The organism is Marivivens marinus, assembly GCF_035969385.1.
Classification (GTDB): Bacteria; Pseudomonadota; Alphaproteobacteria; order Rhodobacterales; family Rhodobacteraceae; genus SELP01.
Genome location: NZ_JAYKKJ010000011.1, coordinates 26,558 through 49,416 on the forward strand (window position 1 = coordinate 26,558; position 22,859 = coordinate 49,416).

Here is a 22,859-nt window from a genome sequence, read left to right on the forward strand (position 1 = left end):
CCACCCCATGGAGACCCACATGGAGATTCGCGAGGCCCTCACCTTCGACGATGTTCTGCTGGTTCCGGCCGCATCTTCGGTGCTGCCGTCAACCGCCGATACCCGCACCAATGTCACCCGGTCGATCCGAATGAACATCCCGCTTTTGTCCAGTGCGATGGACACCGTGACCGAGGCGCGGATGGCCATTGCAATGGCGCAGGCCGGCGGGATCGGCGTGGTTCACAAGAACCTGAATGTCGAAGAACAGGCCCGCGAAGTGCGCCGGGTCAAACGGTTCGAATCCGGGATCGTCTATAACCCTGTCACCCTGACCGCGAACCAGACCATCGCCGACGCGCGCGCGCTGGTCGAGCGGTACAATTTCACCGGGTTTCCGGTGGTTGACGAACAGGGCCGGGTCGTCGGGATTGTGACCAATCGCGATATGCGGTTTGCGACCTCGGACGATACACCGGTTCATGCGGTGATGACCGCCGACAACCTTGCCATGCTTGCCGAACCTGCCGATCTGGAAGAGGCGAAATCGCTGATGCGGTCCCGCCGGATCGAAAAACTGCTTGTGCATGATGGCACCGGCAAGCTGACCGGCCTGCTGACCTTGAAGGACACCGAACAGGCAGTCCTGAACCCCACCGCCTGCAAGGATGAACTGGGCCGCTTGCGGGTTGCCGCGGCCACGGGCGTTGGCGACGCGGGCTTTGAAAGGACCGAGGCGCTGATCGACGCGGGCGTCGATATCGTGGTGATCGATACGGCGCACGGCCACAGCGAAGGCGTGTTGCAGGCCGTCGACCGGGTCAAGCGGTTGTCGAACACCGTGCAGGTCATCGCGGGCAACGTGGCGACGGGTGAGGCCACCAAGGCGTTGATCGATGCGGGCGCGGATGCGGTCAAGGTCGGGATCGGGCCGGGGTCGATCTGCACAACACGTATGGTTGCAGGCGTTGGTGTGCCGCAGTTGACCGCGATCATGGATTGCGCCCGCGCCGCAGGCGACACCCCGGTGATCGCCGATGGCGGGATCAAGTTTTCGGGCGATTTTGCCAAGGCGATAGCGGCCGGGGCCTCCTGCGCGATGGTCGGCAGCATGATCGCGGGCACCGACGAAAGCCCGGGCGAGGTGATCTTGTATCAGGGCCGGTCGTTCAAGGCCTATCGCGGCATGGGCAGCCTTGGGGCGATGGCCCGCGGCTCGGCCGACCGGTATTTCCAGAAGGATGCCGCCAGCGACAAACTGGTGCCCGAAGGGATCGAAGGTCAGGTGCCTTACAAGGGGTCGGCCAGCGCGGTTGTACACCAGCTTGTCGGCGGCCTACGCGCTGCTATGGGCTATACCGGCAATGCGACCGTGGCCGAGATGCGCAAGAACGCGTCCTTCGTGCGGATCACCGGCGCCGGTCTGAAGGAAAGCCACGTGCATGACGTGCAGATCACGCGTGAAAGCCCGAACTATCGGATTGGCTAGGGAATTCAACGTGGTGGCGTGTCAACTTAATGCGGGGCAGGGGCGGTGACCCCGGCCGCGCGGGTCAGCGCCGCCATCGAGATTCTGGACGAATGGCTGGCCGGCACCCCGGCCGAAAAGGCGTTGACCAACTGGGCGCGCCGGTCGCGCTTTGCCGGGTCCAAGGATCGCGCGGCAATCCGCGACCATGTGTTTGACGCCATCCGCTGCCGTCGGTCCTTCGCCGCCCTTGGCGGAGGGCTGACAGGGCGCGGCCTGATGATTGGCAGGTTTCGGTCAGAAGGCATTGATTTAGAAAGTGCTTTTAATGGTGTTGGCCATGCACCGACACCCCTGTCCGCAGAAGAACTGGCAACTCCACCTGCAAGTGCGACCCGGACCGAAACGCTCGATTGTCCGGACTGGCTCTGGCCCCTGTTTGTCGCGGCTCTGGGCGAAGACGGCGCGGCGGATGCGCTAGCCGTTTTGCAGGCACGTGCGCCGGTGACGTTGCGGGTCAACAGGGCGCGTGGAACGGTGAGTGAGGCGATCGAACGGCTCGCATCGGAAGGGATCGCTGCCACCCCAGTGGAAGACGTAAAGACCGCCCTTCATGTAACGGAAAATGCTCGTAAAATATCCGGTTCCGCCGCGTTTCTATCAGGGCTTGTGGAACCTCAGGATGCCGCATCGCAGTTGGCAATCCTGCGGCTGGGGGATCTGTCAGGACAGACTGTTCTGGATTATTGCGCGGGCGGCGGTGGCAAGTCGCTTGCCCTGGCCGCGCAGGGGGCCAGGGTCACTGCCCATGATATCGATGCGCGGCGGATGGCAGATATCCCCGTCCGCGCCAAGCGCGCCGGCGTCAACATTCACATCGCCCCACAACCCATTCAATCCAAAGACTTTGATGTCGTCTTCTGCGACGCGCCCTGTTCCGGGTCGGGAACGTGGCGGCGCACCCCAGAGGCGAAATGGAACCTGACTTCTGACCGGCTCGCGGCCCTCTGCCAAATGCAGGACAATGTCTTGGACGAAGCAGTGGGCCACGTCAGACCCGGTGGACAGCTGGCATATGCCACCTGTTCTGTCTTTCGGGAAGAAAACGAGGATCGGATCAAGGATTTCCTGTCGCGGCATCCCGACTGGACCCTGCACGACGAAATGCGGCTTGCGCCAACGAAGGCTTGGGATGGCTTCTATCTGGCGCTGTTGGTTAGGCCGCAGTAGCAACCAAAGGTTGCAAATGACGCTTTAGCCCGTAATCTCTCTTGCAACGTTAAGAGGCGATTAACCCCTTTGCGGTTTTGTGCATTCGGGTGATTTGAAAGGGCAGCCGTGAGCCAATCTGATCTAAGCAGTGCATTTCGGCAGACCAAGGGCCGCAGGTTGCCTACCACATCCCTGCGGGTCGGAGCGGCGCCTGTGCTCGGCCTCGGCGTTCTGTCGGTGATCGCATCGTTTTTCATGTCTCAATGGTATGCCGTGCTCGGACTGCAGATCCTCGGCGGTACCCTTGCGGTATTTGCACTTGGACAAATGGCGCAGGCGTGGGTTGTCGGCGGGCGACGCAAGATGGTGTCTGGCGCGTTGATGGACCTGATCCAGAACGACGCGGTGCCATCCTACCTGTGCGATCCGACCGGTCTGGTGATCGGCCACAACGCCGCCAGCGGGCCGGGGCCGGAGGGGGAAGATACGCTGACTGCACGGTTTGCAGACGTCTTTGCCAATCCTACTGCCGTGCTGTTCCGCATCCAGTCCCGCGCGGATGCAGAGGGCGCCGTGCAAGAAGTGATCTCGACCCGGCGGGGGCGCGTTCGGCTGAGCGTGACAAGTGTGACCGACGGGAATTTCATCTGGCGCGTCGAACATCTGGACGAGGCGAAAGCCGGGCAGGACAAGGGGCAGGAGGGGCAGGCGCTCCCGATGCTTACCGCTGGTCCGTCGGGCACGATCCTCTATATGAACGACAGTTTCCGAAGGCTTGTGGGCAAACGGCCCCGTGCCCTGTCTCAGGTGTTTTCAGATCTTCCGCTGGTGTCGGGCCGAATGCACCGGATTCAAGGCGCGGCGGGTGAAGTCTCCGCGACTGTGGCCATCGTCTCGGGCAGCGGCGGGCGCCAAGAGGTGTTCCTGATCCCCGGAAACGACAACACGACAGGCGATGCGCCCTCTGGCCTGGCCACCTGGGACGCCATCGAAGACCTGCCGGTCCCCCTGTTGAAGGTTGCGCGCACGGGCGAGGTTCTGGCCTCCAATCGCGAGGCCCGGTCGCTGGTTGGCCAGTTGGGCGAAGGAACCCGCCTTTCCGACCTGTTGGAAGGCTTGGGCCGCCCGATCATCGACTGGCTGCAAGAGGTCGCAAACGGCCAGCGCGACGGCGACAGCCAGTTCCTGCGCGGACGCGGAGAGAAGCAGGATTTCTTTGTCCAGGTTTCCCTGAATGCGGCCGGTGAAGGCGACGATCGGCACCTTGTCGCCGTTCTGAACGACATGACCGAATTCAAATCGCTCGAGGCGCAATTCGTTCAAAGCCAGAAGATGCAGGCGATCGGCCAGCTCGCCGGTGGCGTCGCCCATGACTTCAATAATCTTTTGACCGCGATTTCAGGGCATTGCGACCTGTTGTTGCTGCGTCACGATCAGGGAGATCAGGATTATTCCGACCTGATCCAGATCCACCAGAACGCCAATCGGGCGGCCTCACTTGTGGGGCAGCTGCTGGCATTTTCGCGCAAACAGAACCTGCGGCCCGAGGTGATCGACCTGCGCGACACCCTGGCGGACTTGACCCATCTTTTGAACCGGCTGGTCGGCGAGAAGGTCAAACTTCTGTTGAACCACGACCCGGACCTGATGCCGATCCGTGCGGACAAGCGGCAGCTGGAACAGGTGATCATGAACCTTGTGGTTAACGCCCGCGACGCAATGCCGTCGGGGGGCGAGATTCGCGTGGAAACCGAGAATCTGACGCTGACCGAACCGCTGAACCGTGATCGGGCGAAGGTGCCGGCCGGGGAGTACGTCATGGTGCGCGTCATCGACGAAGGGATGGGAATTCGCCCCGAAAAGATCACCAAGATATTCGAGCCGTTCTACACCACCAAGCGAACGGGTGAGGGGACCGGTCTGGGGCTTTCGACCGCCTATGGGATCGTCAAGCAGACCGGCGGTTTCATCTTTGCCGACAGCGAGGTTGGGACCGGGTCGGTCTTCACGCTTTATTTCCCGGTACATGACCAAACCATCGCCGATCCCGCCCCGGAGACGCCGGTCTTTGCACACCGGACTGTGGCGGCGACGCCCGACCATAGCTTGCCGGACACGATGGGCGGCGGCGTCGTCCTTCTGGTCGAAGACGAAGCGCCGGTGCGGGCCTTCGCCTCTCGGGCGCTGCGGCTTCGGGGCTACACGGTGCTGGAAGCAGACAGCGCCGAAACCGCATTGGAAATGCTCGAAGACGAGGGGCTGCACGTGGATATTTTCGTCACCGATGTGATCATGCCGGGCAAAGACGGACCGACCTGGGTTCGGGAAGCGCTTCAAAGCCGCCCGGATACGCGGGTGGTCTTTGTCTCGGGCTATGCCGAGGACGCCTTTGGCGAGAATGAGGAAGCGATCCCGAATTCCGTCTTCCTGCCTAAGCCATTCTCGCTCAATGAATTGACGTCAACGGTGCGCGGGCAACTGCATTAGCTCTGTTCGATTTTGCGTTGAGGACGCCATATTTTTGCTCATGTTTGAGCCGGTCGGGCGAAAGGCGGCTAACGTCCGTTTCAGGGGGATGTCGAATCGGGGCTGGGCGGCTAGCCGCGCCGGCTTTCAAGGTCGACAAGATGCGCAGCACAGCCCGTCAGCGCGGCGAAATCATCTTCGATCACCGAAACGGCAAAGTTGCCCATGAACCCGGCAAAGCGCCCCTTGTCGCGGAAGGCCTCGCCGAATCCGTATTCGTGCAGGTAGGGCGCCATGGCCCTGGCCACGCCACCAACAAGGAAGACGCCACCAAAGGGCAGTTGGATCAGGGCTAGGTTCCCGGCAACAGTGCCAAGAATACGGACGAATGTCTTGACCGCTTCGGTTGCGCGCGGGTCGGTGCCTGCTGACTGTGCGGCCATGATATCGGCGGCTTTGAGCGGTCGCGGATCGCCTGCCTCTTCCCCCAGCCAGGCATAGACACGTTCCAACCCCCGCCCGGACAGAACATCTTCGATCGCCGGAAACCCATGTGCAGTCTCGACATAGCGGCACAGGCGCATTTCGGCCTCTGTCCGGATCGGCAGGTTGGCATGGCCCGCCTCGGACGGTGGGACAAGCCGGGCGGTTTCGCCATCAAAGACCGGCGCCGCGTTGAACCCAGTCCCAACCCCGATGACCAGTTTGGCCGCCCGTTCGTTGCCCGCCGGGCCGTCCAGCACAGACCGCAGGTTCGCGGCGTCGATGTGCCCCAGCGCGTGCCCCTGCGCCTGCAGGTCGTTCAGGATCGCCGTTGTCTCGGCCTTTGCCGCGCGGGCAAGGGTCGGTTTATCGATGGTCCAGTCAAGGTTCGTCATCGCAGCGCGGCCATCCCGGACCGGGCCCGCGACCGCGACGCAGATCGCCTTGGTGTCGACCCCGCCCTCGTCAGCGATATATTGCGACAGAACGGCCTCCAGCCCCGGGAATTTCGCGTTGGAGTACCGTCGGATCGTCCCGCCCAGAACCCGACGCCCTTCGCACAGCGCGACCCGCGTGTTTGTCCCGCCGATATCGGCCACAAGGGAATAGGTGTTCGCGGGGTGTGCCATGGCTGTTGTCCGTTGCTGTGTCGTTGGCGCGATGTTAGCGCTAAACTATCGTCTTTGCCCTCATAGGGAACAATCTCTCAAGGCTCAAGCCATGGGTCCCAAAACATCAGGGGGCGGGCCGGAAGACCTCCCCTGTACCAGGTCGACTGGCAAAAGCAGATGTTGTGGCGGCAAGCTTGGGTTCCTGATCCGGCGGATCAGCATCTCTGCCACATCACGTCCGGCATCGCGAACAGATGACCGGGTCGCGGTGAAAATGGGCCGGTCCGACGTCCCGTTCTTGAGATAGGACAGCATATCGTCATGGATGACGACGGAAACGTCCCGCCCCATGACCAATCCCAATGTTTCGATCGCGCGGCGCACGCCATAGGCCGAAATGATAGACGACACGACAAATGCAGTGGGGGCCTTCGCCATAGCGAGCATATCATGCGCGGCGTGGTAGCCCTGATCCTCGGTCATTTCGCCGCTGACCATGATCGCCGGGTCCGCCGCCACTCCGACCGCGCGCAGGCTGTCTTCGTATCCCGCGCGGCGCAGATGCGCGAATGTCATCGATTCGAACCCGTTAATCAGCCCGATCCGGCGATGCCCAAGATCTGTCAGATGCCGGGTTGCGGTTTTGAAAGCTGCATAGTTGTCGATGTCGACCCAATCGTAGTCGGGAACCGGGCCCAGCGTCTGGCCATGCACGACAAAGGGCAGGCCGATGTCCTGCAACAGGGGAAAGCGCGGGTCCGATACCAGCGGCGAATTCACGACGACACCATCGACCGCGCCACGGGTCTTTAGACCGCGATACGCAGCCGCCTCGTTTCCATCGGAAATCACCGACAGGATCAGTTCGAAGCCAGCCTTGCTATAGACCGCGCCAGCGCCGGCGATGAAATCCCCGAAGATCGGGTTGACCATCTCTGTTGGTCCATCCGACCTGATTACCTGTCCGATGGCAAAGGCACGGCCAACCGCCAGCCCCTTGGCCCGCGGGTTGGGACGATACCCGTAACGATCGGCCGCCTGCGCGACCCGTTCGCGGGTAGTTTTTGACACCTCCGGATACCCGTTGAGCGCCCGGCTCACCGTGGTCTGGCTCAGCCCAAGTCTAGCAGAGAGTTCCTTGAGGTTGATTGTCATCGATTCAAAGCGGTTGCAAAAGGGTCTAGGCCACTTAACGCGCGCGGTGCCGGGGGGTCAAAATGTTTCCTGCGGATTGCCCGAAAATCCGGTCCGGCCCCTGTCGACATGGGAGGGGATAGGGGATAAGCGCTGCTCAAAGCGCCTTGGATGTGGTGTTGACGTTATGTTTGCGTTAACAGGTGGCGCAACTCCGGCCAGGTGGTGGCCGATTTCCCAAGGATCGAACCCATGACGATTGAAATGAACCGGGATTGGTGGCGCGGCGCGGTGATCTATCAGATTTATCCGCGCAGCTATCAGGACAGCAATGGCGACGGGATCGGCGACCTTGCCGGAATCGTCGAACGGCTGCCCTATATCGCCTCGCTTGGGGTCGATGCGATCTGGATTTCGCCCTTCTTCACCTCGCCGATGAAGGATTTCGGCTATGACGTCAGCGACTATTGCGACGTTGATCCGATGTTCGGCACGCTGGCCGATTTCGATGCGGTGATCGAAACCGCGCACCGGCTTGGCGTCCGGGTGATGATCGACCTTGTCCTGAGTCACACCAGCGACCAGCATCCGTGGTTCGTGGAAAGCCGGGCCAGCCGCGACAATGACCGCGCCGATTGGTACGTCTGGGCCGACCCGAAGCCGGACGGGACCCCGCCCACGAACTGGCTGTCGATTTTCGGTGGATCGGCGTGGCAGTGGGATGCCCGTCGGGAACAGTATTATCTGCACAATTTCCTTGTGTCGCAGCCCGATCTGAACTTCCACAACCCCGATGTGCAGAACGCGCTTCTGGACGTTGGCCGGTTTTGGCTGAACCGGGGTGTCGATGGCTTCCGGCTCGATACCATCAACTTCTACGTCCACGACAAGGAGTTGCGGGACAACCCGCCGCTGGCCCCGGAACTGCGCAACGCAACTATCGCGCCCAGCGTGAACCCCTATAACCACCAGGAACATCTTTATGACAAGAACCGCCCGGAAAACTTTGATTTCCTGCGGAAATTGCGCGCGGTGATGGAGCCCTTCGGCGCCGCCGCCGTGGGCGAGGTGGGCGATGCCCAGCGGGGCCTTGAGATCATGGGCCAGTACACCGCAGGGGATGACCTGATGCAGATGTGCTATGCCTTCGAATTCCTCGCCGCTGACACGCCGACCGCCACCCGGATCATCGAAGTCCTGAACAAGGTGGACGAGGTCGCGGCTGATGGCTGGGCCTGCTGGGCGTTTTCCAACCATGACGTGATGCGTCACGCCAGCCGCTGGAACCTGCCGCCCGCGGCACAGCGGATGTTTGCCAGCCTGATCATCGCACTGCGTGGGTCGGTCTGTTTCTATCAGGGTGAAGAATTGGGGCTGCCCGAGGCCGATGTCGCCTTTGAGGACCTGCAGGACCCCTATGGCATTGAATTCTGGCCGGAATTCAAAGGCCGCGATGGGTGCCGCACGCCGATGGTCTGGGAGCCGTCAAACCAGAACGGCGGATTTACCGAAGGACGTCCGTGGCTACCGGTTGCCCGGGAACACCTTGGCCTGTCGGTCAACGCACAGGAACAGGACCCAACCGCGCTGCTGCATCACTACCGCCGCGCGATTGCCTTCCGTCATGCCCATCCGGCGCTGATGTCGGGAGATCACGGCGGTCTGACCGCCAGCGGCGAGGTGATCAGCTTTACCCGCAGCGCCGGGGACGAGACGATTTTCTGCGCTTTCAACATCAGCGACACGCCTTCGGACGTTGCCATGCCCGCGGGCAGTTGGGAACCGATCGGCGAAGAACTGGGCGGCGCGCATCCCAGTGCCGATGGCAAGCTGCATCTGGGGCCCTGGCAGGTGTGTTTCCTGCGACAGACAGCCTGATATGGAAACGGCCCGTGCGGCGACGCGCGGGCCATTTTCACCGTGACGCGGTCGGCGGATCGGATAGGGTGGCGGCATGAATATCCTGTTCGCCTCTATCGAGGATCTTAACGATTGGATCGAGCCGCTGGGCGGCCACCCACAGGTGCGGACCCCGAACCTGTCGCGGTTGGCCAAAATGGGGATGCTGTTTCACAACGCCTATGCCCCGGTTCCGGCCTGTTCCCCGTCCCGCACCGCCGCGTTGTTTGGTCAGAACCCTTGGGAAACCGGTGTCTATTCCAACACTGAGAAATGGCACTATCACTACCCCTCGGGGCAGCGGCTGTCGCTGGTCGGGGCGATGAAGAACGCGGGCTATACTACTGTCGGTGCAGGAAAAATATTTCATCTGGATGTGAAAGGATACGACCCCGCCGATTGGGATGACTACAAATCCGACATCCGCCACCGCAAGTATCCCATCGTCAGCAAGGTCGTCGCGGCGGGCAAGCTTGGCCGCCTGACGGATTTCGGCCCCGACCCCGAGGATCGCGCCGATTTCGACGCGGTGAACACCGACTGGATCTGCGACCGGATTCAACCGGGGTTGGACCACCAGTTCTGGGGGTTTGGGCTTTATCGGCCACATCTGCCTTTTATCGTGCCGAAGGAATATTTCGACATGTACCCGGGCGAGATTGCGCCACCGCCCGGACTTGGCCAGCCGACATTCCGGCCGGGCAACAGCAAGCTGATCGACGATCTGCCGGAAGAGGCACAGAAATTCATCGGTCGCTGGACCGGCTGGGCGCTGCACAAGTTCGGGGAATACAATGATTTCCTGCGGGCCTATCTGGCCTCGATCACCTATGCCGACACCTTGTTGGGCAAGGTTCTGGACCGGTTGGAAGAGACCGGCCAGATGGACAACACATTGATTGTCCTTTGGTCCGATCACGGCTGGCAGTTGGGTGAAAAACTGACCTTCCGGAAGTTCTCCCTTTGGGAACGCGCGTTGCGGGTGCCCTTGATGGTCGCCGGGCCGGGGGTCGTGCGGGGCGATTGCCACGAACCCGTGTCCCTGCTGGACATCTATCCTACCCTTATGTCCCTTACTGGCGCGCGCGCCGCGCACCGTCTGGATGGCGAGGATTTCAGCCCGGTCTTGCGCGGTGAACATTGGGAACGGAAGAAACCCGTCGTCTCGGTCTGGGGCACATGGGGCAGCCCCGAGGACGGGCGGATCGCCTTTTCCCTGCGCAGCAAGACCCACCGTTACACCCTGTATTGGAACGGCGGGGAAGAGATGTACGACAGCGAGGCGGACCCGTTTGAACACGTCAACCTGCTGGCCAATGGGGCAGGGGATAACCTGCGCGGGCTGGCGAACCATTATCAATCGATCATGAACGCCGCCATCGGGGATATCGTCCCACCAGCGGCAGAGCCGGACGCCTAGCCCAGGTATCCTTTTGTGATTCCGCATCCGAGTGCTAGCCTCGGACCGGGGAACAGAAGGAATTGACCAATGGCCGACCCGTTTCAGGATGTCGACGCGGCTGGCGCGGATTTCATCACGATGTTCGCGGATGCTATGGACATGCGCCAATCGGACCCGACGATGGAGGCCATCGTCGCGGACTATCTGGACCGGCTGGATCAGACGGACGTCACCCGCATTGTCGAGATCGGAGCGGGGGCAGGGGCCGTGAGCCGCCGTATCGCCGCCCGGTTCCCGGTGGCAAGGGTGACCGGCTTTGAACCCTCTGAGGGGTTCGTCAAAGAGGCACGAAGCCGCGCGGCCGGGGTGGACAACCTGTCATTCGAAGTCGCGGATGGGGCCGCCCTTCCTGTCGCGGAAGACAGCGTTGATGCCGTGGTGATCCATACGGTTCTGTCCCACGTCACGGACCCATTCCCGATCCTGAAAGAGGCCCTGCGCGTGCTTCGGCCGGGCGGCAGGATCGCGGTTTGCGATGCGGATTTCTCGAAAGGGTCTTTTGCCAGCTTTCCCAACGATCCCCTGGACAGCCTTGCCCGAACGTTTGTCAGCGATTTCGTCACCGACGCCTATATCGTTGGCAAGCTTCGGGGCCTTCTGACCGGTGTGGGGCTTGCCGTGGACCATTTCCAGCTGTGGAACCGGCTGACCGACGGTGCGCCGATGATGCTGCCCTGGGTCGAGGTCACCACGAAACAGATGGTCGAGCGGGGGCAGATCGGGGCAGGCCTGCGTGACGCCCTGATCGAGGAGCATAACCGGCGGGTCGCGGCCAAAACGCTGTACGGGTTTCAGCTTTTCGCGACCGCGATCGGCACCAAGCCCCAGATGTGAAACCTGACATGAAAAGGGCGCCCGAAGGCGCCCCGATCTGTTAGAAGGTCAGGCCGTGCGACGACGCCCACCCCGGCGTCCGCCGGATTTCCCTGCGTCTGCCCCGGCGCTGCCCGCGGGCTTGTTGAACCGGATCCAGTCGCCGCCATGCGGGTCGTTGTTGGTCAGCAGGTTGGCGGCGCGGATGGCCTCCATTTCCTTGCCGGCGCGGAACTGGGTGCTGCCAAGGCCGAACATCTGGCACAGGGCCTCGTCGTCCATATCGGCGGGCAGGATGATCCCGGCGGCTTCGATCTCGGCCCGCTTCTCGGCGATCTTCGACTTGGCGGTCGGCAGCGCGACCGGGTTCATGATCGCAGAGGTCATGCCAGCGCCCATCGCCATCGGCAGGAAGGCGTTGTTGATGCCGTGACGGTTCGGCAGGCCGAAAGAAATGTTCGACGCACCGCAGGTGGTGTTGACGCCCAGTTCTTCGCGCAGGCGGCGCACAAGGGCGAACACCTGCTGACCGGCGGTCGCCATGGCGCCGATCGGCATCACCAGTGGGTCGACCACGATATCATGGGCGGGGATGCCGAAATCGGCGGCGCGTTCCACGATCTTCTTGGCCACGGCAAAACGCACGTCGGGGTCTTCGGAAATCCCGGTGTCATCGTTGGAAATCGCCACGACCGGCACGTTGTATTTCTTGACCAGCGGCAGCACGAATTCGAGCCGGTCTTCTTCGCCGGTGACCGAGTTCAAGAGCGGGCGGCCTTCGGCGGCCTGAAGCCCGGCCTCAAGCGCGGCTGGAACCGAGCTATCGATGCAGAGCGGCACATCCACGAGGCCCTGAACCAGCTCGACGATCTTGGTCATCAGCGGCGGTTCGGTCTCGTTCGGGTTCGGGTTGGAGTTGTAGACCACGCCCGCGTTGATATCGAGAACGGTCGCCCCGGCTGCCACCTGCGAAATCGCGTCCTTTTCCACGGTCGAAAAGTCGCCCGCTTCCAGTTCCGCGGCCAGCTTCTTGCGGCCGGTGGGGTTGATCCGTTCACCGATCACGCAGAAGGGCTGGTCGAACCCGATGATGGCGGTTTTGGTCTTGGACTCGACGATCGTGCGGGTCATGGCTCTTCCTTAGGCTTTGGCTGCGGGGACGGCAGAAGCGCCGCCGTTTTCGATGGCCCAATTGGCATTGGTCTTGATCCCGCCCAGCGGGAAGAAATGCACCTGGGTGATGTTGAAATCGGGGGTCTTGGCAGCATGGGCGGCCAGTTCACCGATAAATTCGTTCGGCTCGTATGGCAGCAGGAGCTTGGACACGTCCATGGCCCGCTTTTGCAGAACCTTCAGCGACGGGCCGACGCCACAGGCGATGGCGAACTTGATCAGCGTTTGCAGCTTGGCCGGACCGGCCACACCGATATGAATCGGCAGGTCGATGCCTTCTGCCCGCAGGCGGTCGGCCCAAGCGATGACGGGCTTGGCTTCGAAACAGAACTGGGTGGCCAGCGCCATTTCGGCATCCGAGGTTTCGTTGAACGTCTGCTTCCAGCGCAGGGCGTCCATGACATTCTTGTCCGACCCATCCGGGTCGATGTCCTTGTTGCCTTCGGGGTGGCCCGCGACGTGCAGGCGCTTGAAACCTGCCTTGCCGAATTCACCGGTTTCCAACAGCTGCATGGAGCAGTGGAAATCGCCATGCGGCTTGGCAACGCCACCGGCCAGCAGAAGCGCCTGTTCGACGCCTGCTTCGCCCTGATAGCGGGCGATCCAGTCGGCCAGCGTGGCCTGATCCTTGATGATCCGCGCCGGGAAGTGGGGCATCACGTCAAAGCCTTCGCCCTTGATCCGCTTGGCGGTGGCGACCATGTCGTCGATCGGGGTGCCTTCGATATGGGCGATATAGACCCGGGTGCCGCCCGGCAGCAGGTCGCGGAAATCTTCGACCTTCTCGGCGGTGCGCGGCATCACCTCGATCGAATAGCCTTTCAGAAAGGCCTCGACCTCGGGGTTGACCGGGGTGCCCGCGGCAGGGGCTTCTTTCTTCTTGAGGAAGGGAAATACGGACACGACAGCCTCCTTGATGCGGGCCTGGATGGGATCTTTGGGCGGGGTCGTCACGACCAGCCATCATTCGCGATAAGAGCCTTGATGCGCTCTTGGGTGTATTCCGCGTCGATCCGGGCGGCCTCTGCGGCTGCGACCTCGGCATCTTCGCCATCGACGGTAAACGGTTCGGCCTTGCGCCATTCGGCAAGATAGTCGTCCGTTCCGGCGGCCCCGGTCTTCATCGCGGCCCGGTCAATCGCCTGTTCGAACCGTTCGGGAAGCTGCACCTTGGTGCCCCGGCGGCCCTTTCCGACGATGACCTGCGCGGGGATGTCCCGCCAGTAGACGATGGTAACTTCGGCCATGGGATGATTCCCTTACCCTTCGATGTTTCTGCTGCCCTCATAGCCCGCGCGAAAAACGACACAGGGTCGGTTTTCGACATGGTGAGCGATCCTTGCGACGACAAGGCATAACAAAGCTGGGCGGCAGGCGACATGCCGACGCGTTCCAGAAATCTTCAGCATCATCTTGCAGCCCATTCAAATGGGCCTCCGGGTGCCACGGGGCTTGCGCCAATGCGGCTTCCATCCTAGCTTGGTCTTAACTCGATATGGAGGGCGTGAGTTATGGCGCCCAAGCGTCCCAAAGGTGCGGGCGCGTTCCCCAAAGCGGTAGAGCGCCCCGTGCCTCCGACGCCCGATCCCTCGACGCTTTATGCGGCGCTTGATCTGGGCACGAACAGTTGTCGGATGTTGATTGCCCAGCCCAAGGGCAGCCAATTCCATGTGATCGACAGCTTTTCGAAATCCGTGCAGCTGGGCCATGGGCTGGAAAGCAGCGGCAAGCTGTCCCGGTCGTCCATGGCGCGCACCATCAGCGCCTTGCGGATCTGCAAACAGAAACTTGCCCGTCACAAGGTCAAGCGGATGCGGCTTGTCGCGACGGAAGCCTGCCGCCGCGCCAAGAACGGGGCAGGGTTCATCAATCAGGTGCGCCGCGAAACCGGGTTGAAACTGGATATCATCGCGCCCGAGGAAGAGGCGCGGCTGGCCGTCATTTCCTGTGCGCCGCTGGTCAGCACCAAGACAGATCAGTTGTTGGTCGTCGATATTGGCGGCGGATCGACCGAATTGGTCTGGATCGACCTGACCAACGTGCCGCACCGGGAACGCCCCGGCGCGATCATGCGCCTGCACCGTGGGTTCATTCAGGACCCCGGCCCCTTTGCGGCGGCCCGTGTGGTCGATTGGATATCGGTCCCTCTGGGCGTCGCCACCCTGCGCGACCAGTTCGAAGATGTCGAAGACGACGCGGCGCGCTTTGCCCTGATGAGCTGGTTCTTCGAGGAGAACCTTGCGAAGTTCAGCCCCTATGCCGCCGAACAGGCCCGCGAGGGGTTCCAGATCATCGGCACCAGCGGCACCATCACCACGGTCGCGGCCAGCCACCTTGGGCTGAAGCGCTATGACCGGAATAAGGTGGACGGGCTGCGGATGACGTCGGACCAGATCGACGCGGTGATCCGCAACTACCTTCTTATGGGGCCAGAGGGGCGCCGCGCCGACCCGCGCATCGGGCGCGACCGGTCGGCGCTGATCATGTCCGGCGCGGCGATCTTGCAGGCGCTGATGCGGATCTGGCCGACCGATCGGATGTCGGTGGCGGACCGCGGCCTGCGCGAAGGGCTGCTCTACGCGCAGATGAGCGCCGACGGGGTCTTGGAAGACGTGCCGTTTTAGGGCAAAGGGGCGGGCCTGACGGAAAGGACCGGACGGATGGCAAAGAAACCGGGAACAAAGGGCACTAGTGGGCGCGGACAACGCGACCTGCATGTGAAGGTCAAGACCGCGCGCGGCCGGTCCAACAGCTCGACCCGCTGGCTTCAGCGGCAGTTGAACGACCCCTATGTGAAGCGGGCCAAGGCAGACGGCTATCGCGGGCGGGCTGCCTACAAGATTCTGGAACTGGACGACAAGTTCCGCTTTCTCGTGCCCGGCGCGCGGGTCGTGGACCTTGGCTGCGCTCCGGGTGGCTGGATGCAGGTGGCGGTGCCACGGATCAACGCCCTGGGCGAGAAATCGGGCAAGGCGGTGGGCCGGATCATCGGCGTTGATTTGCAAGAGGTCGAACCGCTGGCAGGAGCCGAAATCCACCAGTTGGATTTCCTAGACGACGGCGCGGACGAACAGATCAAGGGCTGGTTGGGGGGCGAAGCCGATGTGGTCATGTCCGACATGGCCGCCTCGTCGTCGGGTCACAAGCAAACCGATCACCTTCGGATCATCGCGCTTTGCGAGGCCGCGGCCTATCTGGCTTTTGATGTACTGGCGCCGGGCGGCACCTTCGTGGCCAAGGTTCTGGCGGGCGGGGCCGAAGGGGAATTGCAGAAGATCCTCAAGCAGCGGTTCGAGAAGGTCGCCAACGTGAAACCCCCGGCAAGCCGGTCAGACAGTTCCGAGAAATTCGTGGTCGCAACAGGGTTTCGGGGACGCGTCGAAGGCTGATCCTTGCGGATGACGTGAAACGGGGCAGCCTCTGGCCGCCCCGCAACATGTTTCAGAGTGCGGCAACCATGGCTGCCGGGACGGCCAGCATACCGCCGATAATCAGAAACAGGGAAAGCCCCAGTCCTTTGAACATGTCATGTCTCCGTTCGCGATGTCGACGGGACCGAACCTAGAGCGGCGAAATCGCTTTGGATGCGACAGGCGGTCGCAGGTCAGACAGGACATGGGTCCGGATCGGGAAGGGACCCCCGCCGACCGCCAGCAGGAGCGGACCGATGACACCCATCAAATGCGGCGTCGGGCCGCGTGGGCCAGAGCACCAGCGCAAATCACATCATCAATTTGGGGTATGTGGCGGAGAGACAGGGATTCGAACCCTGGGTGGGCTTGCACCCACAACGGTTTTCGAGACCGCCCCGTTCGACCACTCCGGCACCTCTCCGCGAAGGGTCTTGGTGGGGGGCGTTTAGCCAAGGCCGCGACCTTCTGCAACCCCCAATTCCGCCCCAATCGCGCGGGCCCTTGAAAACCGGTCTGACAATTGCGTCAGCACCCTTGGAAAGAAGGGGGGCAAGGCCTACACCTATGACAGACAGAAAACTTCCCGGCCAAGGAGCCACCCAATGACCCTTCGTTTTTCCCTGCTTGGCGCCGTTGCGATTTCAGTGGCCAGCGGCGTGGCTTTTGCGCAGTCGGGGGCCGATGATGTCGACCGGTTGTTCGACGCCATGGGGATGCCGGAGATACTACAGATCATGCAGCAGGAAGGGTTGGTTCATGCCGACGAATTGGCGGCGGACCTGTTCCCCTCTGACCCCGCGGGCCGCTGGGACAGGATGGTCGCCGATATCTACAACGTCGACCGGATGGAGGCCCGGGTCCGCATGGATTTTGCCGCCGTCCTGGAGGACGAAGATATCACCCCGCTTCTGGCATTTTTCGAATCCGATCTGGGGGCCGAATTCGTGTCGCTGGAAATCAGCGCCCGCGCCGCGTTCCTGGACCCCGAGGTCGAGGCCGCCGCGATCGAGGCTGCCGCAATCGCCGCGATGGATGAAACGGATCGGCACGAGGTTCTGACCCGCTTTATCGAGGTCAACGACCTGATCGAATCGAACGTGGTCGGCGGCCTGAATTCCAACTATGCCTTCTATGTCGGTATGGTTGATTCCGGGGCGTTTGGGGGCGAATTGACCGAAAGCGATATCCTGTCGGATGTCTGGGGACAGGAGCAGGAAGTGCGCGCCTCGACCACTGAATGGGTCTATTCCTTCCTTGGGCTTGCCTATCAGCCGCTTTCGGATGCGGACATAGAGACCTACATCGCCCTGTCCGAAACCGACGCCGGGCAGGCGCTTAACCGGGCGCTGTTCGCCGGGTTCGATGGGATGTTCATCGACCTGTCCCGCGCCCTTGGGTTTGCCGCCGGGGACATGATGACCGGCGCAGACCTTTAACCGCCATAAAGTAGAAGGGCGGTCGTCAGCGCCTCAAGATTGTTGCGATAGACCGGCAGGTCCCCCTGCATTTGCAGGATCCGCGCCGCCCGGTCCCCGGCAGGAACCCCGGCGGTATCCATCGCGCGGGTCAGGGTCGGGCCGCCACCGGCCGCGATCTCGGCCAGCAGGGTCGGGTGGTTGGTTTTCACGATCAGTTCGACCGCGCCTCGACGTTCGGCGTTGACCGCATTTGCGGCTTGGTCGAAAGCCGTGGCCACGGGGCCGTCGCCCAGACTGGTGCAGCCGGCAAGAAGACAGGTAGTGGCAATCAGGAATAGTCGCATCTGCAGGCCCCTTTGGGTGTTGACTTTTGCCCCATTGGCGCAGATAAGCCGCCATCCCGGCAAGAGCCTTGTCGGGGACATTGCGAAATAACGCCGACATCGGCGCGCAGTCCACGGGCGGGAACGTTCCCACAACACGGCCAAGGCCGAGGCCCCAGAGACGCGGAAAATGAAGGAAGATCATATGTTTGCGGTTCTGAAAACCGGCGGCAAGCAATACAAGGTCGCCTCGGGCGACGTTCTGCGGGTCGAAAAGCTGGCGGCTGACGCTGGCGAGAAGGTCCAGTTCAACGAGATTCTCATGGTCGGCGCGACCGTTGGTGCCCCCCTCGTGGAAGGCGCTGCCGTTCAGGCTGAGGTCATCGACCAGATTAAGGGCGAGAAGACGATCCACTTTGTGAAGCGTCGTCGTAAGCATTCGTCCAAGCGCACCAAGGGTCACCGTCAGCAGCTGACGCTGGTTCGGATCACCGACATCCTTGAAAAGGGTGCCGACAAGTCCGGCGTGAAGGCCGCCGTGGGTGCTGGTTCGGTTGCTGGTGTGGCTGTTGCCGCCGCCGCCCCGAAGAAAGCCGCCCCCGCCAAGAAGGCCGAAGCTGCCGCTGCTGCGGGCGCTGACGACCTGAAACAACTGTCGGGCGTTGGCCCGGCGCTGGAGAAGAAGCTGCACGCCGCTGGCGTCACCTCTTTCGCCCAGATCGCTGCCTGGACCGAAGCCGATATTGCCGAGTTCGACGAGAAGCTGTCGTTCAAGGGCCGTATCGAGCGTGAAGGCTGGGTTGACCAGGCCAAAGAACTGGCCAAGTAAGATACAAGACGTAGGAGAGAGACTATGGCACACAAAAAAGCAGGCGGTTCCTCCCGTAACGGCCGCGACTCCGCCGGTCGCCGTCTTGGCGTGAAGAAATTCGGTGGCGAAGCCGTCATCCCGGGCAACATCATCGTGCGTCAGCGCGGCACCAAGATGTGGCCGGGCGAGGGCGTTGGCATGGGCAAGGATCACACCATCTTTGCAACCGCCGAAGGCCAGGTGAAATTCCACAAGGGCCTGAAAAAGCGCACCTTTATTTCGGTTCTCCCGGTGGCGGAGGCCGCTGAGTAAGCCGAAACCTTCAATAGGCATCACAAGAAGGGGATCGGCCATAGGTCGGTCCCCTTTCTCGTCTTACGTGATGTCATGAAATTTTAGCGGATCTGGCATAGGAGGATTGCCGGGGCACCCGCGTTGGTTTTCGAGGAGGAAGACCATGTTGCAAGAATTGGTCGTCAATCAGCCTGTGATCGAGGCGGAGCGGTTCATCCTGCGCCCGCTGCGCAAGTCTGACGCCGGGCTGATCGGAATGTATTCCGCTGACGAACGCGTGGCCCGGATGACCCGCGACATCCCGCACCCAATGCCGCCCGGCGCGGTCGAGGCGCTGATCACCAATGCCGCGGACCCGAAACGCACCGAAGATATCTGGGCCATCGACGGATCGGCCAATGGCCATGCCGAGGTGATGGGCCTTGTCGGGCTGGAACGGATGGACCGCAACCAGTCCGAGATCGGCTATTGGGTGGCCCCGGCCTTTTGGAACGGCGGCATCGCGACCGAGGCGGTTCAGGCCATGCTGGACGCCAACCCGCACCAGTCCGACCGGATCTTTGCCAGCGTGTTTCAGGACAACCCCGGCTCTGCCCGTGTGCTGACCAATTCCGGTTTCGATTATCTGGGCGACGCCGAAGCGTTTTGCGTTGCCCGCAATGCCACTGTCCCAACCTGGACCTATACCAAGAAGATGTGAGTGATGATCCCCGTTTTGACCACCGGGCGCCTCACCCTCCGGCCCCCGGTGGTCGGGGATGCAGAGGCGCTGACCCTTGCTATCAACGACTGGGAGGTCGTTCAGTGGCTGTCGGTTGTGCCCTATCCTTACACCCGCGACGATGCGGAATGGTTCCTGTCCGAATGTGAGGCGGGCAGAGAGGCGTCCTGGGCGATCTGCGACGCTGACGGGCTGTGCGGCATGATCGGCACCACCGACACGGGGCTTGGCTATTGGCTGGCGCGCCGGGTCTGGGGGCAGGGCTATGCGACCGAAGCCGGATGTGCCGTTCTGCGCCACTACTTTGCCAACCCGGTGAACTACAAGATCCGGTCGGGCCATTTCGAGGACAACGCCGGGTCTGCGAAAGTGCTGCGCAAGCTGGGGTTCATGGATGTGGGCGCCAAGATGTTGCCCTGCGTAGCGCGGGGGCAGGATGTGCCATCGCGCGATATGCTTTTGACCCGCGATACTTGGGAGGCGCGTCATGGATGACCTGCGCACCGACCGGCTGACCCTGCGGCCCGTGTCGCCGACCGACCATGAGGCGCTTTTCGCGCTCATGTCCTGGCCCGAGGTCGCGCGGATGACCGGCAGCTGGCCGATCCCCGCGGATCGGGACTTTGCCCTTGAACGCTGCCAGCGGATCGATCCGGCGCGCGGCTTTGTCTACGGCCTCTGGCGCGGGGCAGAGATGGTCGGCCAGATGGGTATTCTGGAGGGCGAGATCGGCTATGCCATAGCGCCGCCGCATTGGGGGCAGGGCTATGCGACCGAGGCGGCGCAGGTTCTGCTCGACCGGGCCTTTGCGACCTACAGTTGGGACGAGGTCATGGGCGGCGTCTGGCTGGACAATCCTGCCTCTATGCGGGTGCTGCAAAAGCTGGGGTTTGAAAATCGGCCCGATACAGTGGGGTTTTGCAAGGCGCGGGGCGAAACACTTCTGTCGCGGCGCTTTGCCCTGACCCGCGCCCGTTACGACAGCTTGAGGATTGGCGCGGCTTAGAGTATCGCCTGCCTGACGCAACAGAAAGCCTGACTGATGAAATTCCTCGACCTCGCCAAAGTTTACATCCGCTCCGGAGCGGGCGGGAATGGCTGTGTGTCGTTCCGGCGAGAGAAATTCATCGAATTCGGTGGCCCCGATGGCGGCGACGGCGGGCGCGGCGGCGATGTGATCGCCGAGGCGGTGGATGGGCTGAACACCTTGATCGACTTCCGCTACCAGCAGCATTTCTTTGCCAAGAACGGCCGCCCGGGCATGGGTAGCAACCGCACCGGCCCGGATGGGGATGACATCATCCTGCGCGTGCCCGTCGGGACCGAGATCATCGACGAGGACGAGGAAACCGTCATCGCCGACCTGACCGAGGTCGGGCAGCGCGTGGTGCTGGCCAAGGGCGGCAATGGCGGCTGGGGCAACCTGCATTTCAAATCCGCCACCAATCAGGCGCCGCGCCGCGCCAACCCGGGGCAAGAGGCGATCGAACGCACGATCTGGCTGCGGTTGAAGCTGATCGCCGATGTGGGCCTTCTGGGTCTACCCAACGCCGGTAAGTCCACCTTTCTTGCCGCCACATCGAATGCGCGCCCGAAGATCGCCGATTATCCCTTCACCACACTGGTCCCCAACCTTGGGGTCGTCGGTGTGGACGGGGCCGAATTCGTGGTGGCCGATATTCCGGGCCTGATCGAAGGCGCGAGCGAGGGCCGGGGGCTGGGCGACATGTTCCTGGGCCACGTCGAACGCTGTTCGGTGCTTCTGCACCTGCTTGACGGCACGTCCGGCGATCCGGTGGGCGACTACGAAACGATCATCGGCGAGCTGGAGGCCTATGGCGCGGGTCTGGCCGATAAGCCCCGGATCACGGTCCTGAACAAGATCGACACGCTGGATGCGGAAGAACGGCAATTCATCAAGGGCGAGATCGAAGCCGCGATTGATGCGCCGGTCCTCTTGATGTCCGGGGCAACGGGGGAAGGGGTGCAGGACGTTCTTCGGGACCTGCGCGCCGTTATCGACGGACGCCGCGCGGCCGAAAAGGCAGCGGAGGCGGAGGACGAGCCTTGGCAACCCTGACCGCGTCCAAACGCCTTGTGGTCAAGATCGGGTCGGCCTTGCTGGTTGACCGGGAAACCGGAGCTTTGCGCCGTAACTGGCTGAAATCCCTTGCGGAAGACGTGGCGAGGATCAAAGCGCGCGGCACGGATGTGGTGCTGGTGTCCTCTGGGTCCATCGCGCTGGGGCGCGGAGTTCTGGGCCTGCCGCGCGGTGAACTGGCGCTGGAACAGTCACAGGCCGCCGCTTCGGTCGGGCAGATCCGGCTGGCGCAGGCCTATGAAGAGGTGCTGGCCCCGCATGGGATCACCACCGGGCAGGTGCTTGTGACGCTGGAAGACAGCGCCAACCGGCGCCGTTACCTCAATTCCCGCGCGACGCTGGAAACCCTTCTGGGGCTGGGCGTCGTGCCCATTGTCAATGAAAACGACACCATCGCCACCGACGAAATCCGCTATGGCGACAATGATCGGCTTGCCGCGCAGGTCTCGGTCACGGTCGGTGCCGATACGCTGGTTCTTTTGTCCGACGTGGACGGGTTCTATTCCGGCAATCCGAACATTGACAGCGCCGCGCAACGGTTTGACGTGATTGAAAAAATCACGCCAGAGATCGAGGCAATGGCGGGCGATGGCGTCTCCGGCCTGTCGAAGGGCGGGATGATTACCAAGCTGATGGCGGCCAAGGTCGCGACCGAGGCCGGTTGCGCCATGGCAATCACCTTAGGATCGCCGCTTAACCCCTTGGATCAGCTAGAGAACGGCGCGAATGCGACCTGGTTCACCGCCCAGACCGACCCGAAGGCTGCCCGCAAACATTGGATCGCCGCGATGAAGCCCAAAGGAGAGGTCGTCGTGGACGCGGGGGCCGAAGGCGCACTTGCCCAGGGCAAGAGCCTGCTGCCCGCCGGGGTGACGAAAATAACCGGCAGTTTCGGGCGTGGTGACCCGGTTGCGATCCGGTCGGCCAATGCGGCGCAGCTGGGCATCGGGCTGTCGCGCTACACCGCGACGGAGGCCCGCCAGATCATGGGCCGCCGGAGCGCCGACATCGAAGCCCTTCTTGGGTATAAGGGGCGGGCCGCATTGGTGCACCGCGACGACATGGTACTTTGAGGGGG

At 62.5% G+C, this 22,859-nt stretch carries 22 protein-coding genes and 1 tRNA gene; 16 read left to right on the plus strand and 7 right to left on the minus strand.

The genetic code is table 11. The annotated features are described in order from the left end of the window. The first annotated feature begins 19 nt into the window (after positions 1 to 19). From guaB to U3648_RS15155, 3 genes are all read left to right on the plus strand, one after another. Positions 20 to 1,468 (plus strand): IMP dehydrogenase, encoded by a 1,449-nt coding sequence (gene guaB, locus U3648_RS15145; protein ID WP_420860077.1) that lies wholly within the window; start codon positions 20 to 22, stop codon positions 1,466 to 1,468. 45 nt (positions 1,469 to 1,513) lie between these two features. Continuing rightward, positions 1,514 to 2,677, plus strand: coding sequence for an RsmB/NOP family class I SAM-dependent RNA methyltransferase (locus U3648_RS15150; RefSeq protein ID WP_420860078.1), 1,164 nt, complete (start codon positions 1,514 to 1,516; stop codon positions 2,675 to 2,677). A 309-nt stretch (positions 2,678 to 2,986) separates the two neighbouring features. Continuing rightward, the gene (locus U3648_RS15155) at positions 2,987 to 5,146 is read left to right on the plus strand and encodes an ATP-binding protein (RefSeq protein WP_420860079.1); all 2,160 of its coding nucleotides are present in this window, start codon (positions 2,987 to 2,989) and stop codon (positions 5,144 to 5,146) included. 110 nt (positions 5,147 to 5,256) lie between these two features. Here the strand turns inward: U3648_RS15155 and U3648_RS15160 are convergent, their stop codons facing one another. Both U3648_RS15160 and U3648_RS15165 read right to left on the minus strand, forming a co-directional pair. Continuing rightward, a complete protein-coding gene (locus U3648_RS15160; RefSeq protein WP_420860080.1) occupies positions 5,257 to 6,237 on the minus strand; it encodes a glucokinase in 981 nt (326 codons plus the stop codon). A gap of 84 nt (positions 6,238 to 6,321) precedes the next feature. Beyond that, positions 6,322 to 7,368, minus strand: coding sequence for a substrate-binding domain-containing protein (locus U3648_RS15165; protein ID WP_420860157.1), 1,047 nt, complete (start codon positions 7,366 to 7,368; stop codon positions 6,322 to 6,324). Positions 7,369 to 7,605: 237 nt separating this feature from the next. On the opposite strand from U3648_RS15165, the gene bglA reads away from it, so the two are divergent. The 3 genes from bglA to U3648_RS15180 all read left to right on the plus strand — a co-directional run bounded on the left by bglA (position 7,606) and on the right by U3648_RS15180 (position 11,548). Further along, positions 7,606 to 9,231 carry a beta-galactosidase BglA gene (gene bglA, locus U3648_RS15170; protein ID WP_420860081.1) on the plus strand — a complete coding sequence of 542 codons (1,626 nt, stop codon included), beginning with the start codon at positions 7,606 to 7,608 and terminating at the stop codon, positions 9,229 to 9,231. Between the two features lie 76 nt (positions 9,232 to 9,307). Then, positions 9,308 to 10,672, plus strand: coding sequence for a sulfatase (locus U3648_RS15175; protein WP_420860082.1), 1,365 nt, complete (start codon positions 9,308 to 9,310; stop codon positions 10,670 to 10,672). Between the two features lie 69 nt (positions 10,673 to 10,741). Continuing rightward, the gene (locus U3648_RS15180; protein ID WP_420860083.1) at positions 10,742 to 11,548 is read left to right on the plus strand and encodes a class I SAM-dependent methyltransferase; all 807 of its coding nucleotides are present in this window, start codon (positions 10,742 to 10,744) and stop codon (positions 11,546 to 11,548) included. 48 nt (positions 11,549 to 11,596) lie between these two features. Here U3648_RS15180 and U3648_RS15185 read toward each other — a convergent pair whose 3' ends face one another. The 3 genes from U3648_RS15185 to U3648_RS15195 are packed head-to-tail and all read right to left on the minus strand — an operon-like array spanning position 11,597 to position 13,947. Beyond that, complete coding sequence (locus tag U3648_RS15185; protein ID WP_420860084.1) at positions 11,597 to 12,658, minus strand: methyltetrahydrofolate cobalamin methyltransferase; 1,062 nt, start codon at positions 12,656 to 12,658, stop codon at positions 11,597 to 11,599. Positions 12,659 to 12,667: 9 nt separating this feature from the next. Continuing rightward, positions 12,668 to 13,603, minus strand: coding sequence for a methylenetetrahydrofolate reductase (locus U3648_RS15190; RefSeq protein WP_420860085.1), 936 nt, complete (start codon positions 13,601 to 13,603; stop codon positions 12,668 to 12,670). A gap of 47 nt (positions 13,604 to 13,650) precedes the next feature. Beyond that, a complete protein-coding gene (locus U3648_RS15195) occupies positions 13,651 to 13,947 on the minus strand; it encodes a virulence factor (RefSeq protein ID WP_420860086.1) in 297 nt (98 codons plus the stop codon). A 264-nt stretch (positions 13,948 to 14,211) separates the two neighbouring features. Here U3648_RS15195 and U3648_RS15200 point away from each other — a divergent pair, with 264 nt between their 5' ends. Next, positions 14,212 to 15,324, plus strand: coding sequence for a Ppx/GppA phosphatase family protein (locus U3648_RS15200; protein ID WP_420860087.1), 1,113 nt, complete (start codon positions 14,212 to 14,214; stop codon positions 15,322 to 15,324). 36 nt (positions 15,325 to 15,360) lie between these two features. After that, positions 15,361 to 16,089, plus strand: a complete 729-nt coding sequence (locus U3648_RS15205) for an RlmE family RNA methyltransferase (RefSeq protein WP_420860088.1) — start codon at positions 15,361 to 15,363, stop codon at positions 16,087 to 16,089. A 355-nt stretch (positions 16,090 to 16,444) separates the two neighbouring features. On the opposite strand, the gene U3648_RS15210 is transcribed toward U3648_RS15205, so the two are convergent. Beyond that, positions 16,445 to 16,534: transfer RNA gene (locus U3648_RS15210), tRNA-Ser, on the minus strand. A 181-nt stretch (positions 16,535 to 16,715) separates the two neighbouring features. Between U3648_RS15210 and U3648_RS15215 the strand changes: the two genes are divergently transcribed. Then, a complete protein-coding gene (locus U3648_RS15215) occupies positions 16,716 to 17,549 on the plus strand; it encodes a DUF2059 domain-containing protein (RefSeq protein WP_420860089.1) in 834 nt (277 codons plus the stop codon). On the opposite strand, the gene U3648_RS15220 is transcribed toward U3648_RS15215, so the two are convergent. Further along, complete coding sequence (locus U3648_RS15220; RefSeq protein ID WP_420860090.1) at positions 17,546 to 17,875, minus strand: hypothetical protein; 330 nt, start codon at positions 17,873 to 17,875, stop codon at positions 17,546 to 17,548. The genes U3648_RS15215 and U3648_RS15220 overlap by 4 nt on opposite strands. Positions 17,876 to 18,059: 184 nt before the next feature. On the opposite strand from U3648_RS15220, the gene U3648_RS15225 reads away from it, so the two are divergent. The 7 genes from U3648_RS15225 to proB all read left to right on the plus strand — a co-directional run bounded on the left by U3648_RS15225 (position 18,060) and on the right by proB (position 22,854). After that, positions 18,060 to 18,683: a 50S ribosomal protein L21 gene (locus tag U3648_RS15225; RefSeq protein WP_420860158.1), complete on the plus strand. Its 624-nt coding sequence runs from the start codon at positions 18,060 to 18,062 to the stop codon at positions 18,681 to 18,683. Positions 18,684 to 18,707: 24 nt separating this feature from the next. Continuing rightward, entirely contained in the window at positions 18,708 to 18,977 is a 270-nt protein-coding gene (gene rpmA / locus U3648_RS15230; protein WP_129681217.1) for a 50S ribosomal protein L27, read from the plus strand. 145 nt (positions 18,978 to 19,122) lie between these two features. After that, positions 19,123 to 19,659, plus strand: coding sequence for a GNAT family N-acetyltransferase (locus U3648_RS15235; RefSeq protein WP_420860091.1), 537 nt, complete (start codon positions 19,123 to 19,125; stop codon positions 19,657 to 19,659). Positions 19,660 to 19,662: 3 nt separating this feature from the next. Next, positions 19,663 to 20,175, plus strand: a complete 513-nt coding sequence (locus U3648_RS15240; RefSeq protein WP_420860092.1) for a GNAT family N-acetyltransferase — start codon at positions 19,663 to 19,665, stop codon at positions 20,173 to 20,175. Beyond that, on the plus strand, positions 20,168 to 20,686 hold the full coding sequence (locus U3648_RS15245) for a GNAT family N-acetyltransferase (RefSeq protein ID WP_420860093.1): 519 nt from the start codon (positions 20,168 to 20,170) through the stop codon (positions 20,684 to 20,686). The genes U3648_RS15240 and U3648_RS15245 overlap by 8 nt, the downstream gene beginning before the upstream one ends. A gap of 36 nt (positions 20,687 to 20,722) precedes the next feature. Then, positions 20,723 to 21,760 (plus strand): GTPase ObgE, encoded by a 1,038-nt coding sequence (gene obgE / locus U3648_RS15250; protein ID WP_420860094.1) that lies wholly within the window; start codon positions 20,723 to 20,725, stop codon positions 21,758 to 21,760. Next, complete coding sequence (gene proB, locus U3648_RS15255) at positions 21,748 to 22,854, plus strand: glutamate 5-kinase (RefSeq protein WP_420860095.1); 1,107 nt, start codon at positions 21,748 to 21,750, stop codon at positions 22,852 to 22,854. The genes obgE and proB overlap by 13 nt, the downstream gene beginning before the upstream one ends. The last annotated feature ends 5 nt before the right edge of the window (positions 22,855 to 22,859 follow it).

Excerpts from the sequence above, each read along its gene's own strand:
- guaB (WP_420860077.1), top strand. The coding sequence starts at position 20 with ATGGAGATTCGCGAGGCCCTCACCTTCGACGATGTTCTGCTGGTTCCG.
- U3648_RS15155 (WP_420860079.1), top strand. The coding sequence starts at position 2,987 with ATGGCGCAGGCGTGGGTTGTCGGCGGGCGACGCAAGATGGTGTCTGGC.
- U3648_RS15160 (WP_420860080.1), bottom strand. The coding sequence starts at position 6,237 with ATGGCACACCCCGCGAACACCTATTCCCTTGTGGCCGATATCGGCGGG.
- bglA (WP_420860081.1), top strand. The coding sequence starts at position 7,606 with ATGACGATTGAAATGAACCGGGATTGGTGGCGCGGCGCGGTGATCTAT.
- U3648_RS15175 (WP_420860082.1), top strand. The coding sequence starts at position 9,308 with ATGAATATCCTGTTCGCCTCTATCGAGGATCTTAACGATTGGATCGAG.
- U3648_RS15180 (WP_420860083.1), top strand. The coding sequence starts at position 10,742 with ATGGCCGACCCGTTTCAGGATGTCGACGCGGCTGGCGCGGATTTCATC.
- U3648_RS15185 (WP_420860084.1), bottom strand. The coding sequence starts at position 12,658 with ATGACCCGCACGATCGTCGAGTCCAAGACCAAAACCGCCATCATCGGG.
- U3648_RS15195 (WP_420860086.1), bottom strand. The coding sequence starts at position 13,947 with ATGGCCGAAGTTACCATCGTCTACTGGCGGGACATCCCCGCGCAGGTC.
- U3648_RS15200 (WP_420860087.1), top strand. The coding sequence starts at position 14,212 with ATGGCGCCCAAGCGTCCCAAAGGTGCGGGCGCGTTCCCCAAAGCGGTA.
- U3648_RS15205 (WP_420860088.1), top strand. The coding sequence starts at position 15,361 with ATGGCAAAGAAACCGGGAACAAAGGGCACTAGTGGGCGCGGACAACGC.
- U3648_RS15215 (WP_420860089.1), top strand. The coding sequence starts at position 16,716 with ATGACCCTTCGTTTTTCCCTGCTTGGCGCCGTTGCGATTTCAGTGGCC.
- U3648_RS15220 (WP_420860090.1), bottom strand. The coding sequence starts at position 17,875 with ATGCGACTATTCCTGATTGCCACTACCTGTCTTCTTGCCGGCTGCACC.
- U3648_RS15225 (WP_420860158.1), top strand. The coding sequence starts at position 18,060 with ATGTTTGCGGTTCTGAAAACCGGCGGCAAGCAATACAAGGTCGCCTCG.
- rpmA (WP_129681217.1), top strand. The coding sequence starts at position 18,708 with ATGGCACACAAAAAAGCAGGCGGTTCCTCCCGTAACGGCCGCGACTCC.
- U3648_RS15235 (WP_420860091.1), top strand. The coding sequence starts at position 19,123 with ATGTTGCAAGAATTGGTCGTCAATCAGCCTGTGATCGAGGCGGAGCGG.
- U3648_RS15240 (WP_420860092.1), top strand. The coding sequence starts at position 19,663 with ATGATCCCCGTTTTGACCACCGGGCGCCTCACCCTCCGGCCCCCGGTG.
- U3648_RS15245 (WP_420860093.1), top strand. The coding sequence starts at position 20,168 with ATGGATGACCTGCGCACCGACCGGCTGACCCTGCGGCCCGTGTCGCCG.
- obgE (WP_420860094.1), top strand. The coding sequence starts at position 20,723 with ATGAAATTCCTCGACCTCGCCAAAGTTTACATCCGCTCCGGAGCGGGC.